12 protein-coding genes are annotated in these 17,067 nt (G+C 46.8%); 7 read left to right on the forward strand and 5 right to left on the reverse strand.

The window, feature by feature from the left end:
* Positions 1–140: 140 nt before the first annotated feature.
* Genes B9T10_RS04245 through B9T10_RS04260 form a run of 4 tightly spaced genes read left to right on the forward strand, consistent with a single transcriptional unit; the run spans position 141 to position 5,759 of the window.
* A complete protein-coding gene (locus tag B9T10_RS04245; RefSeq protein ID WP_094537934.1) occupies positions 141–2,945 on the forward strand; it encodes a xanthine dehydrogenase family protein molybdopterin-binding subunit in 2,805 nt (934 codons plus the stop codon).
* Entirely contained in the window at positions 2,929–3,477 is a 549-nt protein-coding gene (locus B9T10_RS04250) for a (2Fe-2S)-binding protein (protein WP_063455131.1), read from the forward strand. Before B9T10_RS04245 ends, B9T10_RS04250 begins: the two co-directional genes overlap by 17 nt.
* Before the next feature lie 3 nt (positions 3,478–3,480).
* Positions 3,481–4,725, forward strand: a complete 1,245-nt coding sequence (locus B9T10_RS04255; protein ID WP_094537935.1) for a c-type cytochrome — start codon at positions 3,481–3,483, stop codon at positions 4,723–4,725.
* Between the two features lie 56 nt (positions 4,726–4,781).
* The gene (locus B9T10_RS04260) at positions 4,782–5,759 is read left to right on the forward strand and encodes an XdhC family protein (protein WP_094537936.1); all 978 of its coding nucleotides are present in this window, start codon (positions 4,782–4,784) and stop codon (positions 5,757–5,759) included.
* Here B9T10_RS04260 and B9T10_RS04265 read toward each other — a convergent pair whose 3' ends face one another.
* A complete protein-coding gene (locus B9T10_RS04265) occupies positions 5,760–6,347 on the reverse strand; it encodes a sigma-70 family RNA polymerase sigma factor (RefSeq protein ID WP_094537937.1) in 588 nt (195 codons plus the stop codon).
* Positions 6,325–8,085: a sensor histidine kinase gene (locus B9T10_RS04270; RefSeq protein ID WP_094537938.1), complete on the reverse strand. Its 1,761-nt coding sequence runs from the start codon at positions 8,083–8,085 to the stop codon at positions 6,325–6,327. Before B9T10_RS04270 ends, B9T10_RS04265 begins: the two co-directional genes overlap by 23 nt.
* A gap of 144 nt (positions 8,086–8,229) precedes the next feature.
* On the opposite strand from B9T10_RS04270, the gene ttrB reads away from it, so the two are divergent.
* From ttrB to B9T10_RS04285, 3 genes are read left to right on the forward strand one after another with little or no spacing between them, the layout of a single operon-like run.
* Positions 8,230–8,964, forward strand: a complete 735-nt coding sequence (gene ttrB / locus B9T10_RS04275) for a tetrathionate reductase subunit TtrB (RefSeq protein WP_008315243.1) — start codon at positions 8,230–8,232, stop codon at positions 8,962–8,964.
* Positions 8,961–10,037 carry an NrfD/PsrC family molybdoenzyme membrane anchor subunit gene (nrfD, locus tag B9T10_RS04280; RefSeq protein ID WP_094537939.1) on the forward strand — a complete coding sequence of 359 codons (1,077 nt, stop codon included), beginning with the start codon at positions 8,961–8,963 and terminating at the stop codon, positions 10,035–10,037. Before ttrB ends, nrfD begins: the two co-directional genes overlap by 4 nt.
* Complete coding sequence (locus B9T10_RS04285) at positions 10,030–13,128, forward strand: molybdopterin-dependent oxidoreductase (RefSeq protein ID WP_094537940.1); 3,099 nt, start codon at positions 10,030–10,032, stop codon at positions 13,126–13,128. Before nrfD ends, B9T10_RS04285 begins: the two co-directional genes overlap by 8 nt.
* A gap of 32 nt (positions 13,129–13,160) precedes the next feature.
* Here B9T10_RS04285 and B9T10_RS04290 read toward each other — a convergent pair whose 3' ends face one another.
* The 3 genes from B9T10_RS04290 to pykF all read right to left on the reverse strand — a co-directional run bounded on the left by B9T10_RS04290 (position 13,161) and on the right by pykF (position 17,043).
* The gene (locus B9T10_RS04290) at positions 13,161–14,075 is read right to left on the reverse strand and encodes a hypothetical protein (RefSeq protein ID WP_094537941.1); all 915 of its coding nucleotides are present in this window, start codon (positions 14,073–14,075) and stop codon (positions 13,161–13,163) included.
* 105 nt (positions 14,076–14,180) lie between these two features.
* Positions 14,181–15,548: an MATE family efflux transporter gene (locus B9T10_RS04295; RefSeq protein ID WP_094491373.1), complete on the reverse strand. Its 1,368-nt coding sequence runs from the start codon at positions 15,546–15,548 to the stop codon at positions 14,181–14,183.
* Positions 15,549–15,636: 88 nt separating this feature from the next.
* Positions 15,637–17,043, reverse strand: a complete 1,407-nt coding sequence (gene pykF, locus B9T10_RS04300) for a pyruvate kinase PykF (protein WP_039949942.1) — start codon at positions 17,041–17,043, stop codon at positions 15,637–15,639.
* Positions 17,044–17,067: the final 24 nt, after the last annotated feature.

A 17,067-nucleotide genomic window follows, 5' to 3' on the forward strand; every position in this document is an offset into this window, starting at 1 on the left:
GAAATTCAAGGCGGGGATGATTTATTGCATCAATCATTGCTATAATGGAAATCAAACTTGTAATACTCAATGGATAATAAGATTTATTTTCATTTGTATAAACAACTATACATATAGAATAACAATGTAGAGGTCAGCTTATGAAAGAGTCAGGGTTTTCTCGTAGAAGCTTCTTAAAGTGCCTAATGGTGGCAGGCGTATCGGTTTACATCGCCAAACCCTTTAGCAAAGCACATGCTGCACTGTTTGAAGAGAACATTTTGCAATCCCCAAATTGGGATCCTAAAACCAAGCGCGTTTTATATCGCACCGATGCCTTTGCCAAAGTCACAGGAGAGAAAGTCTTCTCCATGGACATTCGTGCAAAAGACATGCCCAATTGGCCAAAACAACAATCACACGCCCTCTTCTTGCGCGTCACTGAAGCTGATAAAATCTATCAAGGCTTTGACCTTTCACTGTTAAAAGATGGCTTAATGCCTGATCGCATCGTTACAGCTAAGGATCTTGAGCGTGATCAAATCTCCTTCCCCGCTTTCTTTGGGGATGACATGTTATTGCCTGAAGGCAAAACGCCCGCCTACCTTGGACAATCTGTCGCGCTGTTGATTTACAATGATTTTGATCGTTTTCGCTTTGCTAAAAATGCCCTTAAATTCAAACCCGACATCATAAAATATGGTGAGACCACAGGCTACATTCAACGTGATCCATGGGGCACTTATCGTGGCGTACGCATTGGTGCGGCTGATCCTTATGCGCCGGATGTTTATTCAAGCATGAAGGACATGAGCATCAATCCTTCTGGCTTTAAAAAATTCTTACCCGTATGGCCAAAAGGCAAAGAAGGCGGCAAACTTGATCAAGAAGGCATGTATTATGCCGATCAATTGGCAACAGAGATGGCAAACCCACCGGAAGATTGGTTGGTGCTTGATCGCACTTACCATTCGCAATCCATTGACACCTGCGCGATGGAGCCGAATAACTCCAATGGTTGGTACGATGAAAAGACCCAATCTCTGCATTTAGTGGTGGCAGCCCAATCGCCCACAGAAGTGATGGCTTCGGTCATTGAAATGATCAGTCGCTCGCGCTTTGCCCTTAAAAATCTCTTTTTACACCCATGTTTCACAGTGGGCTACGGCTCAAAAGATCATGCACCTGAACCCATTTTAGGGGCAATGGCAGCATTATATGGCAATGGTTTACCTGTTCGATTGGCCAATGATCGCTATGAGCAATTTCAATCCGCCTTAAAACGTCATCCTTTTGACATGCATTTTAAAATGGCAGTGAATAAAAAAACGCATAAAATTGAATCCTTCATTGGGGAGTTCATTGGCAATGGTGGCGGTCGCTGTAACTTTACGCCAGGCGTGATGGCGGTTGGCGCAACGGGTGTGCAAGGCATTTATTACATTCCTAAAAGTGACCTCTCTGCTGTGGGGCTCGCAACGCGCTCTGTGGATTCTGGCTCAGCACGCGGTTATGGCACACTGCAAGCCATGCCATCTTTAGATACATTGATGGATGAAGCGGCACATCTTTTAGGTGCTGATCCTGTTGAATTTCGCCTTAAAAACCTCTTGCGATCTGGCATGAAAAATACTCAAGGAGCCATTCCAGGTGGCATGATGCGTGGGGATGAAGTCCTCACCAAATGTGCAGAACATCCCATTTGGAAAGATCGCAATGCTCGTAAAGCCGCGTATGAAGCAAAACATCCTGGACATATTTTCACCACGGGCATCTCTTGTGTGCAAAAAGATTATGGCACCGGCCAAGAATCTTCCTTTGCCAAAATTGAACTCTCACCAGATGGTAAAATCTCTCTATGGCACAGCGGCATTGAAATTGGTACAGGCATGTCAACATCACAATCCGTGATTTGTGCCAATTGGTTTGGTCGCCCTGCGGATGCCTCTTTTTATGGGCAATCTCAATGGCCTGAATTACCCATTATTGTCAATCATGATCCTTCTGCCCTCACACAAAAAGAGCAAGATCATTTACAACTCAACCCATTGTGGTCGCCAGCTTATAGCTCGCCTGCCAGTGCGAGTAACTCAGCTTATTTCTTTTCCCACACCACAACTGAAACGGCGCGTTTACTGTTTGATTACGGCTTATGGCCGGCCGCTGTTTCCATCTGGACAGAAGGCATTGGCGGCGGACAAGCTGCACCGCTTGTGGTGCGCAAAGAAGATGCCCGCTGGAATGAACGCGGCTTAACTGCCAATGGGCTTGAACCGCTCAGTTTAGCGCGCCTTGCGAAACGTGTGTATGAAATGGGCGGTTTAACAGGCGCAGTTGCCCATGCGTTTAACCGTTGGCAATGGGCAGAAGCCGATTTCACAATTTTTGGAGAAAATACGCGCCGCGCATTAGATGCCATCTCTTTACGCTTTGGCGATGCAAAAGAATATCAAGTCAATCCACGCACCCGCGCTTATTATCCTTATGTACAACGCAGCAATGCAGGCGTCACATATTATACGGCACTGGCCACTTGTGTGGAATTAGACATCGAAGAAGCGAGTGGCACCGTCACTGTCCTCAATCACCATACCGTCGTAGAATGTGGTAATGTCATCGTACCGCAATTGGTTTCTGGGCAGATCGAAGGGGGTGTTGCCATGGGCATTGGTCATGCGTTATACGAATATTTACCACAATTTGAAGATGGTCCCGGCAATGGCACATGGAACTTTAACCGCTATCATTTGCCACTCGCAAGCGAAGTGGCTGTCTGGACACAAACCAGCGAAGTTTTACCACCTTTGTCAGAAACCGATCCACCTAAAGGTATGGCGGAAGTTGTGATGATTCCTGTGGTTTCTGCCATCACCAATGCCATCGCTGCTGCAACCGGTCACTATTTTAATCATCATCCCATTTTGCCAAAACAAGTTTTGGAGGTCTTAAATGCCAATCATCTATAAACCACTCTCAATGACCATCAATGGCAAAAAAGTCGGCCCCATCGATGTCCCAGAAGGCTTAATGATGCTCGATTTTTTACATGAATATATGGACTTAACCGGCTCGCGCATGGGCTGCGGTCAAGGGATTTGTCATGCCTGCGTGCTGATATTAGATCACCCTGATGGCACAAGCGAAGAGATGCGCACATGCATCACGGGCGCGCACTTCTTTAACGGCAAAACCGTGCGCACCATTGAGGGCATCGCGCAAAAAGATCCTGAAGATCCGCAGAAGGAAAAACTCTCTAAAATTCAGCAAGCCTTCATTGACAACTTTGCCTTCCAATGCGGCTATTGCGCACCGGGTTTTGTGAATGCTGCCACTGTCTTTGCTGAAAAGTTGATGCGTGAGCCCATTGCCCGCGCGGATCTTGAAGATGCCATCATCGAAGCCCTCAACCATCACATTTGTCGCTGCACTGGTTATGTGCGCTATTATGATGCGGTGCGCGATGTGATCCTCAATACACCTGGACTGATCAAGGGGTAACTCATGAAAAAATCACGTATTTGGCGTATTTTAGGCATGTTGGTGATTGTCGCCATCGCGGTGGTTGTCATTTTAACTTGGGTGGAACGCTTACGTCCAAGCCATCCACCACAAGTGGCGCAATTCACCACAGAGCAAATCAATCAAGGTCGCTACTTAGCGGCGGTTGGCGACTGTGCATCATGCCACACCACAACCAATGGTGCACTGTTAGCAGGTGGCTATCAAATGGCAACACCTTTTGGCACCCTTTACAGCTCAAACATTACGCCATCGGCTGACTTTGGCATTGGCCGCTGGACAGCTGATGAATTTTATCGTTCGATGACAGAAGGTGTCTCACCCATTTATCACAATATTTATCCTGCGATGCCGTATGCCTATTTTACAAACATCACTCGCCAAGATTCTGATGCGCTCTATGCTTATTTGATGTCCATCCCTGCCATTGATGTGGCGCCGCCACAAAATGGACTCAATTTCCCCTTTAATCTTCGCGCCATGTTGATCGGTTGGAACATTTTATTCTTAGATAAAACACCGCTGCCGTCAGCTTCAAAAGGCGACTCCCCAGAATGGCAACGGGGCAAATACATCGTCGATACTTTAGGGCACTGCGCGATGTGTCACACACCGATGGGACCCTTTGGCGAAGTGAAGCGCGATCAAATGTTTAAAGGTGGCATCATGGGCAGTTTTGCCGCGCCCGACATCACGCCTGAAGGCTTAGCGAATCGTGGCTGGACATTTAAAGATCTTCAACAATACTTAAGCACAGGATTAGCGCCACAAGGTTCTGCCTTCAGTGACATGTATTTAGTGATCCACAACAGCACGCAATATTTTACAGATCAAGACATTACGGCCGTTGCTACCTATTTAATGGGTGATCAACCTTTAGCACCCACAGCCATCACAGAAGGCGAGGGCAATCCAGCTGGGCGCGATACTTATCTGACCCTCTGTTCAGGCTGCCACAGTAGCGATGGCTTAGGTAAGCCAAATGTGGCGGTTGCCATGGTGGGCAATAGTACGGTGCGAAATGCTGATGCTCACAACCTCATCACAGCGATTTTAGAGGGATTGCCTTGGCAAACCTTCCCGAATGATGAGCGTTTACAAGCCATGCCAGCCTTTGCAAAAGATCTATCCGATGAGGCCATTGCCAATCTTGTGAACTTTTTACGCGTACAATGGGGCGGCTTGCCTGCTGATGTCACCCCTGACATGGTCAAAGCCTTGCGTTGATCAATCATCATCAAACAAGATGGCTGCCTGTGCAGCCATTTTTGTGAGGAGAAAACATGCAAATGTTGGATTTAAACGTCTTAGAGGATGCCATCAATTGGCTCGAACAAGGCAAAGATGTCTGGCTGTGCACTGTGGTGAGCACTTATGGCTCTGCGCCGCGCTCACCGGGCGCCCTCTTTGCTGCCACACAAGAGGGTCAATATGTGGGTTCCTTGTCGGGCGGCTGTATTGAAGAAGATTTCTTAAAACGCATCCGTCAACAAAGCTTTATCGCACCAAGCCAAGTGGTGAGTTATGGATATGGCGAAGGGGATTTTCCGCCTTCTGTTGCCCTCCCTTGTGGTGGCACCATTGAAGTTTTGGTGGAATATCTGACCCCAACAGCTGAGCACATCGCTTATTTGCACTCCATGCACAGTGCATTAAAAGGTGACTGGATTGCCCATAAAGTGGTGAAAATTGGCGAAAAAGCGCGCCTAAATGACAACCACGATGCCCTTGAAACTCGCGTTACCCTGCATGATGATTTCATCACCATTACGCTGCAAAGCTTTACCACCGTTTTCATTGGCTGTATTTCTGCTGTGGCGCTCTACTGCATTGAGTTTGCCCATGCTTTAGGCTTCCATGTTTTGGTGTGCGAAGATCGCGAAGAGGAGTTGCGCCAACTGAGATCACGCCCAGAATTGATGCGCAAAATTGAGCTCGTTGAAACCTTCCCTTGCACCCATTTAGAAAAACATGGCGCAAACCCACAAACAGCCATCTTATCCCTCACCCATGATCCGCGCATTGATGATCTGACCATGATGGCCGCACTCGATACGGATGCATTTTACATTGGCGCCATGGGCTCACAGCGCAACAGTGACAATCGCATGGCGCGCCTTAGAGAAGTGACAGATCATTCAGAAGCCACTCTTGCCCGCATCCATGCCCCGATTGGCCTTAAAATTGGCAGCAAAACACCTGCAGAAATTGCGCTCGCGATCCTTGCGGACATTGTGCGGGTGAAAAATGGCGCAGCGTGATCAAGCACACAAGCCATTACACAACACAATGAACTCGGCTAAGGTCTCTGCGCCGAGTTTTTTCATGGCGCTTGCCCGTTGAACTTCCACGGTGCGCACAGACACATGAAGCTGCTCTGCAATTTCACGATTGGTTTTGCCTTCATACACCAGGCGGCTCACTTGTTGTTCACGCTCTGTGAGCTCTGAAAATTGCTGATTCAAACAAAATCCACGCCATAAACGGTGAGTTTCTGCCTCTGCCCGCTGCAAAGCTTCCCCAAGCTTAAGAGAAGAGACAGGTTTTTCTAAAAAGTCCACCACGCCTTGCTTGAGTAAACTCACCGCTTGGGACAATTCACCATGCCCAGTTAAAATAATGGGGGCAATCACACTGCCTTCACGCTTTAAATATTCCACCACGCTTGCGCCATCCATTTTTGGCATGCGAAGGTCTAAAATCACCACAGCCGGTGCATAAAGTGCCACCGATTGCACGAAGATTTCACCATTTTCCCACGGTTCAATGGAAGCATCCGTCAATTGCTCAATCAAAAACTGGCACGATTCACGCACCTCAATTTCATCATCCACGATGTGTATCTTCATCTTTTGCCTCCTGTTGTGATCCGCTTGATAAAATGATGCGCACGCATGCGCCTTTGATACCATCTTTACGATGATCGATCCTAAATTTTCCGCCAATGGCTGTCATTAAACGATCACAAATCACTAGTCCTAAACCTAAGCCGGTGGGTTTTGAGGTGCGAAAAGGCACAAAAGGCGCATCTAACTCACTTTGTGTAAAGCCATGGCCATTGTCGCTGATTAAAATCTTATAAAAATCTTGGTGACAACTCGCCTCAATGTTGATCTCCGTTGCACCCGCTTGCACCGCATTTAACAGCGAATTCATCATCACCTGTTCAAGCACAGACACCACCGTGTAAATTTGCTGCTCGCAATTGATGTCTAACGTAATGGCGACGCGATTTTTGGTCTGTAAGCGAATGATCTCAAGCATCCGATTCATAAAATCATGAAAGTTGAACCACTCAAACTGCTGCATGGTTTTTGGCTTGACCCACGCTTGTAGATTTTTAATGATGGCACTGCACTGTTCAACCTGCGTCACGATGCGTGATAAAGGCTGAATGAATTGATTCGGTGCTTTACCGCGCTCAATGCCAAGCAATGTGCCTTCGGCATAATTGCGAATTGCCATCAAAGGCTGATTGAGCTCATGGCCGATGCCGCTGGCCACTTCGCCCAAAATATTCATGCGATCTGCCTTTGACAACAATGCCTCATAATCATGTAGACGATGATATGTGCTCTCTAGAGCAAAGCGGCGCTTACGGGCAACATATGTGAGCCATAGATGATTCATGGCCAATACCAGCATCAATAAGATGATGGCAAGCAAGCCTAATTTATATTCATTCGCAAGACGCACAAAAGTTTCCCATAATGTTTCATCAATCTCAATGAGCCCTGCAAAGCGCTTCATGGCATACACTTCCCCAAGACTGCTTGGGGTTTGCCAAGTGGTGAGGGCAGGATCTGTGTTCTGCCATAAAATTTGCACGATCTTTTGTGCCAAAGCTTCATCCACACTTGGCAATGCAGCCAATGACCAATGATAGGACAATGGCGTTGAACTTCGACAACGCCCACCCTGCACCTCATTTAATACCCGAAAATCTGCCACATTCAGCAATCCTGATTGCCCTAAAGTTTCCAATAAACAGGTGGGTAAAATGGCCGCTGCCGCCAAACCACTTTCCACCAGAAAAATGCCGCGCTCAATGGGAAAGCCTGTCATCTCAATGAAATAATCATCGGGCGCGGACAATCCTGCATCATAAATGGCTTTATAACCGAGTAAAAATCCGCCCAATGCATCTTTAGACACCGCCGTCACTCGCTGGCCTTTTAAATCTTCTAATGTGCGAATCTGGCTGTTTTTTCGCACCACAATTGCACTGCCAATGGCAGATTCAGGATTAAACAAGGCGCTGTTTTGATCAAGGCTTGCCAACCAGCGCCATTTGACCTCTGGAAAAATGGATAAAAATGCCGTTTGATTTGCAATCAATAAATCGACCGATGCATCTTTTGCCACCGTTTGAAATTCTTCAAACGTCACCGGTAACACAACCACTGAACGATCTACATGACTGGCCAGCAACGTTTGAAAGCCTTGCCAACTCTCTAAGGTCTCTTGTGCACCCATCGGCGCTAAAATGGCAATCGTTAAGGCATCTTCCACATCTTGTGCAAGCGCCATCATGCCACTTATGAGCAAACACACACAAAACCACCACTGCTGAAACTTTTTGATCATTATTGTTGTTTCCTTTCTTGCCACAGATCAATCTTTGCTCCTGAATGTGGTTTCCCACAATAGAGAGAAAATGCAAAAACCTCGATGATATTCACATGATTCTAGTGGTTTTTTGGGAAATCACAAATAAAAAGGATGAGGTTTATGAATTTGAATCGTCGAGATCTTTTAAAACAACTTGCCACCATCACAGCAGGCGCAACCGTCATGAGCTTAACGCAAGCCCAAGCTTTGATGGCACCGGATCGCCGTGAAGGTGATGGCTCAAAACGCTATGGCATGATCATTGATTTAAGGCGCTGCATCGGCTGCCAAGCGTGCACGGTGAGCTGTTCTGTAGAAAATCAAATGCCGCCCGGGCAATTTCGCACCACAGTGCGCCAATATCAAGTGATCAATGAACATCATCAAGAAGCCACCAATGTGGTTTTACCACGTTTGTGCAATCATTGTGACAATCCGCCATGCGTGCCTGTCTGCCCTGTTCAAGCCACCTTTCAACGTAAAGATGGCATTGTGGTTGTGGACAATAAACGCTGCGTCGGCTGTGCTTACTGCGTACAAGCTTGCCCTTATGAAGCGCGCTTCATTAACCATGAAACGGGCACGGCGGATAAATGCACTTTTTGTGTCCATCGTTTAGAGGCAGGATTGCTGCCAGGCTGTGTGGAATCTTGCGTGGGCGGTGCGCGCATCATTGGGGATATGAAAGATCCTGACAGTGAAATCAGCCAAATGCTGAACACATTCAAAGATGACATTAAAGTGCTTAAACCCGAGCAAGGCACGATTCCCCAAGTCTTCTACATTGGGCTTGATGAAGCCTTTACGCGCAATGTGCAAGGTCAAGCGATGCTCTGGCAGGAGGTGAAATTATGATCCGCGAATTATTGACCCATCCCCAAGAATTGGCATGGCTCCCGTGGGCTGTGCAATACTTTTTCTTCATTGGCATCGCAGCGACAGGCGCACTCATTGCCGTGTATCTTCGCTTGTTTCATCGTGGGCAATACCAATTGGCAGAACTCATCACACTTGCCATTGCTGTTACAACGGGCATTGTGGGACCGATTGCACTCAGCGCTGATCTTCATCAGCCTGGGCGCATCCTAAATTTTTATCTCTCCTTCACGCCATGGTCATGGATGTGGATTGGCGCCATCATTGTGCCCTTCTTTGTGATGTTCTTATTGGCACAATTTTTATTGGTGCTGAGAGAAAATACCGATCCTGATAAACTGTTTAAAGGCTTTAAAGCGCTCCATTGGTTTAACTTTAATGAAAGTAAAATTCTACCATGGACGGGCATTTGCCTTGCCCTCTTTGCCTTTGGCATTTTGCTCTACACCGGTAAAGAGGTGAACATCGTACAAGCTCAAGCCATTTGGCACACGCCGTGGTTACCGTGGGTGCTCTTTTTTACGGCATTGCAAACGTTGCCGATGCTGGTGAAAACTTGGCAGCGCTTAGCTAACATCACAGAAAATAATGCTTGTTTAACGCGCATTCAGTTCATTGCGCTCTCTGGTGTACTCGTGACATTGGTGGGGTGGGGTTTGTCCGAGACGCCAGCGGGGGCAGCTTTTCGTTCGTTGCCTGAACAAGGCAGCGTATGGTTCACCATTGGTTTAGGGTTGGTGGTGTATTGGGTGTCCTTAATGCTCTTTACCGTGCTCACTTGGACAAACAAACGAACACTCTCCCCTTATCTATATCTATTGCTGTCGCTGATGAGTTTATCTCTGGCATGGACGATTCGCTGGGCGATCCTCATGCAAGCGCAGACATTACCCAAATACAATATTTTCATCAATCCTTATCATCTCTCGTGGGGATTTGATGGTGCCCTTGGCATCATCTCCACCTTTGGCTTATGGATCACCCTATTGATCATCGTTTGGAGTCTACTCAACGATCGCTGGTTTACGTTTAAAGGAGCACACCATGGATAAAACCAACAAAAAACGTCGCAATCTTCTCAAAGGGCTGGCAGCCGCGGGCGGTGTTGGTGCATTCATTGCAGGTTATAGCAATACTGCCAAAAATATGGCGGTGGGCATGATCAAAGGCACCTCAGCTGAACCCACGGACAATCGTATTTTTGGCAATGCTTTAACGGTGGAAGGCGTGATTAAAGATGGTCACTTTACCCAAACGCCGGGGCAAGTGATGTCTAACACTCAATGCTTTGGCTGCTGGACTGTGTGTGGTGTGCGTGTGCGCGTGGATCAAGCGAAAAATGAGGTACTGCGCATCTGTGGTAATCCTTACAGCCCTTTATCCCATGATGAGCATTATCCTTATGATCTACCCATTGAAGAGGCATGGGTACGTTTAGGCGGTGAAACAGGCATCAATGATCGCTCCACAGCCTGTGCGCGTGGTGCAGCGATGGGCGAAGGTTTAACGAGTCCTTATCGCGTCTTAAGTCCATTAAAACGTGTGGGCAAACGCGGCGAAGGCAAATGGCAACGCATCTCCTTTGAACAACTGGTCAAAGAGGTTGTGGAAGGCGGTGATCTCTTTGGCGAAGGTCATGTGGAGGGTCTGCGCGCCATTCGTGATTTAGAGACACCGATTGACGCCAATTTTCCGGAATATGGCCCAAAAGCCAATCAGCTTTTGGTCACTGATGCTGGCAATGAAGGGCGTGAAGAGCTCGCTAAACGTTTTACCTTTAACTCATTTGGCAGTAAAAACTTTGCACAGCATGGTTCATACTGTGGGCTTGCGTACCGCTTAGGTTCTGGCGCCGTGATGGATGACATGCAAAAAAATGCCCATGCCAAACCGGATTTTGATCACATTGAATTTGCCCTATTTATGGGTACATCGCCTGCACAATCGGGCAACCCATTCAAACGCCAAGGGCGCTTGTTGGCCAAAGCCCGCACCAAAACACCAGAAGAATTCTCTTATGTCGTCATCGCGCCGAATCTTCAGCTCACCAATACCTTAGCCGTGGATGATAACCGCTGGATTCCCATTTTACCAGGGACAGATTCCGCGATGGCAATGGCATTGATGCGCGTAATCATCGATGAACAATGGTACAACGCAACATACCTTAAAACGCCGGGTAAAGCTGGCATGGCACATCATCAAGAGGTGAGCGTTTCAAATGCCACTCACCTTGTGATCAGCGATGAATCCCATCCATTGTATGGTCAGTTTTTACGTGAATGGGACATCACAGAGATGGATGGTGCACGTTCAGACAGCGCTCTTATGGTGATGGATGAAGCAAGCCACACCTTAATGAAAGCCGATGATTGCCTGACAGGCAGCCTTTATATTGAGGAACCTGTGCGCCTCAAAGATGGCACTGCGCCGCTTGTGAAATCAAGCTTTACCCTACTCACGGAATCCGCCCATCGCCACTCGTTAGAAGAATACAGCAACTTGTGCGGCGTGCCCGTTGCCACCATTAAAGCCTTGGCCAAGAAATTCACAAGCCACGGGCGCAAAGCTGCTGTGATCACCCATGGCGGCATGATGAGCGGCAATGGCTTTTACAATGCATGGTCCATCATGGCGCTCAATGTATTGATTGGCAACATGAACCACAAAGGCGGTTTATTGGTCAATGGCGGTAAATTTAAAGAGTATGCGCCAGGACCACGTTATAACTTGGTCAATTTTAAAGGCATGGTGCAACCAAAAGGCATGCTCCTTGCTCGTGCAAAAAAACCGTATGAAACCTCTACGGATTATAAAGCACTCGTCAAAGCCGGTAAAAATCCATACCCAGCCAAACGTCCTTGGTATCCATTTGCCGGCGGACAAAGCTCTGAAGTGTTGATCTCTGCCCTTGCCCAAGATCCTTATCCATTAAAAGCATGGATCAGCCACATGACCAATCCTGTCTATGGTATTGCTGGCTTTCGGCAGTTATTGGGCAAGCAACTCGCTGACCCGAAAGTATTACCACTCTTTGTCGCGGTTGATGCCTTCATCAATGAAACCACCGCTTTTGCCGATTACATCGTGCCGGACACTCACAACTTTGAAAGTTGGGGCTTCACTGCACCTTGGGGCGGCGTGCCTTTTAAAGCCACAACGGCGCGCTGGCCTGTGGTTGAACCACGCGTTGAGAAAACTGCCCAAGGCGATCCCATCTGTATGGAGAGTTTTTTCATTGCCATTGGCGAGCGCATGAATTTACCGGGTTTTGGCGATGAAGCCATTCAAGATGCAAAAGATCCCAATATTCACTATCCTTTTAAACGCCCTGAGGATTACTATTTACGCGCCGCAGCGAATGTGGCGTTTGATGATGCGCCCGTAAATAATGCCACAGAATCTGACCTTGTGCTGACCGGCGTCACGCGCATTTTGTCAAAGATTCAAGCGGTGCTCAAACCTGAAGAGCAAGCCAAAGTGGCATATGTGTATGCTCGTGGTGGACGAACGAACCATTTTGATACTGGCTGGGATGGTGATCACCTTCGTAAAAAATGGCCCATGACAATGCAACTGTGGAATGAAAATGTCAGCGTACACACGCACAGCACCAATGGCGAGCGTTACAGCGGTTGCCCGACCTATTATCCTGCGCGCTTTATGGATGGCTCGGACATGCGCACCCATTATCATAAAGATCAATGGCCATTTTTGCTCACTTCGTTTAAATCAAACCTCATCAGCAGCACGGCGGGTTCGAACCTTCGCATGCGTATGATTAAGCCCACCAATATTGTCGCCATCAGCCAAGTGGATGCTGATTTACTCAGCATTGAGAATGGTGACTTGGTGTTCATCGAATCGCCCTCAGGTAAAAAAGAAGCACAAATTATGGTGCTCGATGGCGTGATGCCCGGCGTGATTGCCATTGAACATGGTTATGGTCATCGTGACATGGGCGCACGGGCGCACTACATTGATGGCGAACCGCTCTATTTTAATCGCCATGTGGGCAGCGGACTTAATCTCAATGATTTAGCGATCCAAGATCCGAGCCGCGCCATTCCGGCACCATGGTTAGATTGGGCAACTGGCGCTGTGGTGCGCCAAGGCATCCCTGCCCGCATCACGAAAGTTTAAAGTTAAAAAAGCCCGCAATGCGGGCTTTTTCATCATTCAATCGGTGCTTTAAAATCACTGTAACCTAAGCGGCGATCACGATATGCTTGATTCGCCTGTGCACATGGTACGCTGTGTAAAATGGGTCTAAATTGTTTATCTTGATCAAAATAGGATAAGCCTAAATCACGCACGGCTTGCATCTTCACATAACATTGATTATAAGCAGTTTTAAAGGCATCAAAATCATTCACAAAGTGTTGCGTCAAAGCTTGTGAGCGCTCACGATACAATCCTTCCCACGCTTTACAGCTGCTGCTTGCGTCATAGCCTTCGGCATGACAAAAATCACCTTTTTTAGCATAAAGCTCAAAAATATCCATCGGTTGCAGTACTTCTGTGGCTTTCTCCCCCACCACATTTTGCCAAACTGTGCATGCTGATTTTGGGCGTTTGTCTTCCCCGCAATAGGTTTTCTCTTCACCTTTAAGCTCTAAATATGTCACGCTTTGCATTTCTGCTTTACCTTGTGTGACGGCGGATTCATACACTTCATCCCACGCCGTACATTCAGGTGTTTTGTTAAAAGAGAAAGCATTGACACATTCTGAACCTAAATAAGCGGCAATTTGTTTTTGCCAAGTTTGATCTTTTAGGCTTTCATTAATCGCATCACGCGCAGTTTTCACTGCCTGTGCATGGCGCTCTTCGGCTTGCTTTTTCTCTAACTCATATTGCATGCGTTTATGTGTTTTGATGGCGCTACTTGCCGCGTTGCACTCAGCATCTTTCTTTAAACGATCAAGCTCAGAGGTTTTACCACTCATGAATGCTTTACGGGCAGCTTCATTGCAGCTTTCCATTTTTTGTTCAGCTTTACCAATATTATCTAAATAGTAGGCTTCATTTTTCTCAGAACATGCCACAAGAAACACACTTGCAACCGCAACAGCCATAACTTTTTTCATGATGATCCATCCTTTATGATTATTAAGCCGATCAGTCTAAGGGAGTTCATCGCCGATTGCGATTCAAGTATCGTTAATTTTCGTTATGTTTTGTTATGCATAACGTTATGCATTGCCTTTTAAATAGCGATTAAACTCTCTGATTTGAATCCATAAAAAGAGCGCTGCGGTGCATGTAGAGATCAAATCTGCCACCACAATGGCATACCAAACGCCCGCAATGCCAAAATAATGGGGCAAAATAAATAACCCCGGAATCAAAAAGAGAATCTGACGGCTTAAGCTTAAAAAGATAGAGTGTTTAACTTTCCCAATGCTTTGGAAAAAGATCGTCACCACAATCTGAAAGCCCACCAACGGAAAGAGCATCGTCACAATGCGAATGGCAGAAATCGCCACATCAGACAACGCAGGCGATGGATTAAACGGCATGATGACCCATTCTGGGAAAAATACGCCAATCACCATTGCCACAATGCCAATGCCCACACCAATTTTAATGGTTTGCAGCAAAGCTTCACGCAAACGCGCAATCTCTTTTGCCCCAAAGCTATAACCCACAATCGGCTGCATCCCTTGCGTCAAGCCAAGCAACACTAGCACCACGAGCATCAGCAACACATTCACAATCGTGTAAGCACCAACGGCCACAGAGCCGCCATATACGCGCACTTGCTGAATGATGATGAAAATAATGCTGCTTGAAACAATGTTCATCAAAAAGGGCGATAAACCAATGCTGAGCACAGCTTTGGTGATCTGTGCATCAAAGCGAATGTATTTGGCCTTAAATTGCAACACCGAATGACCATTGACGAAATGCTGCATCACAAAGAGCGTGCCAATGAACATGGATAAAATGATGGAGATCGCCGCCCCTTCCATGCCCCATTTGAGCCAATAGATGAAAATGGGCGCAAAAATGCCGTTCAGTACCAACGTCAATAACATGGTGTACATCGCTTTTTTCGGATAACCCGATGCACGCATCATGTTATTAAAACTAAAACAGAGGTTTGAGAAAATCGCCCCTGGTAAAAAATACTTTAAAAAATCATAAGTGTGCTGATAGCTGCCTTCATCAGCCCCTAAAAAGTGCACCAATGGTGCTAGCGTGAAAAAGAATATGAAGGAAATGGTTAAAGTGATGACCAGCGTCAGCAATAGTGATGTACCGACAACACGCTCGGCTTTTTCATAATCCCCATTACCAAGATAAATGGAGATGCGGCTCCCTGCCCCTGCACCCACTAACATGCCAAACGCAGCGATGATGGTCATGATCGGCAAAGCAAGTCCCATGGCGCTCATTGCATCGTCATTGAGATAATCCGCATTGCCAATAAAATAACGGGTGATGATGTTATAAAGGGCGCTGACAGAACTACCGATGATGGCAGGCAGTGCATATTTCCATAAGAGTTTTCGAATCGGTGCATCTTTGAGTTCTAGCATTCTCTCGGACAGTGCCATAATAATCCTCCATTAAATTGAGGCGAATAAAAAAATCGCTCCTCGTATGAAGAGCGATCTTTGTTCGCTTTTACGCTTAATTATAGCACTATAAGCGGTGAACTGATGAGGTATTCGTGGTACCACTTGGCACCAATGCGCCAGAGACCATCACCACCAAATCATCTTGTTTTGCCAAGCCGCTCAATAATGCCTCTTCTTTACCAATGCGGTAGAAATCATCTGTGGAACGAATTTCTGGCACAACTTTTGTGGTCACGCCTTTGACCATTTGCAATTGACGTGCCGTTTTTGCATTGGTGGTTAACGCTAAAATGCGCGCCGTTGGGAAATATTTACGAATGGATCGCGCGGTTTTCCCTTGATACGTTGCCACCACGATGAGTGGACACTCCAGCATTTCAGACATTTCAACGGCACCTAAACACACCGATTCAGTCACACGCATTTTTTTACGTGGTGCAGACATGCGACTGCCCATCGAGCCATCTGTGCGTTCACAAATCGCCGCCATGATGGACACCGCTTCCACTGGGAATTTACCTTTAGCGGTTTCGCCAGATAACATCACAGCATCGGTGCCATCTAAAATGGCATTGGCAACGTCGCCGGCTTCTGCGCGCGTTGGGCGTGGGTTTTTGATCATCGAATCCAACATTTGAGTCGCAGTGATCACAACTTTACGCGCCGCCACACATTTTTCGATCATCATTTTTTGTGCAAAAATCACCTCTTCTACAGGGATTTCCACACCTAAGTCACCACGTGCCACCATGATGCCATCGGATGCTTCTAAAATTTCATCAAAGTTGGTTAAACCTTCTTGGTTCTCAATTTTAGAGATGATTAAAATGTCTTCCCCACCATGAGCATTTAAGTGTGCACGAATCTCTTCCACATCCGAACGCTTACGAATGAAAGAAGCCGCCACATAATCCACACCCATTTCACAGCCAAAGATTAAATCTGCTTTATCTTTTTCTGCCAACGCCGGTAAATTTGTGACCACGCCTGGTAAATTCACACCTTTATTTTCGCCTAAATCGCCATCGTTGAGCACTTCGCAGATCACATCTTGCCCACGAATCTCCACAACACGCATGCCAATTAAGCCATCATCAATGAGCACAATATTGCCCACAGCTAAGTCATTGCTTAAACCGTTATAAGTCACCGCGACGCGCGTTTCATCGCCAATCACGCTTTGATCACTTGTTAAGGTAAAGGTTTGACCGGCTTTTAAAGAAACATCATCGCCATCTTTTAACTTAATGGTACGGATTTCAGGGCCTTTGGTGTCAAGCAAAATCGCGGCATTGCGCTGATGCTTTTCACATACGGCACGCAAGTTTTCAATGCGTCCACGATGTTCATCAAAATTACCGTGAGAAAAATTGAGGCGCATAACGTTCATCCCTGCATCGAGAAGCTTTAACAACACAGCTTCTGACTCAGTTTTAGGACCAATCGTACATACAATTTTCGTCTTTTTCATACACACCCTCTATCATGGTTAAAT

The sequence above is a fragment of the Wohlfahrtiimonas chitiniclastica genome, from assembly GCF_002252325.1.
In the GTDB taxonomy this organism is placed as follows: domain Bacteria; phylum Pseudomonadota; class Gammaproteobacteria; order Cardiobacteriales; family Wohlfahrtiimonadaceae; genus Wohlfahrtiimonas; species Wohlfahrtiimonas chitiniclastica.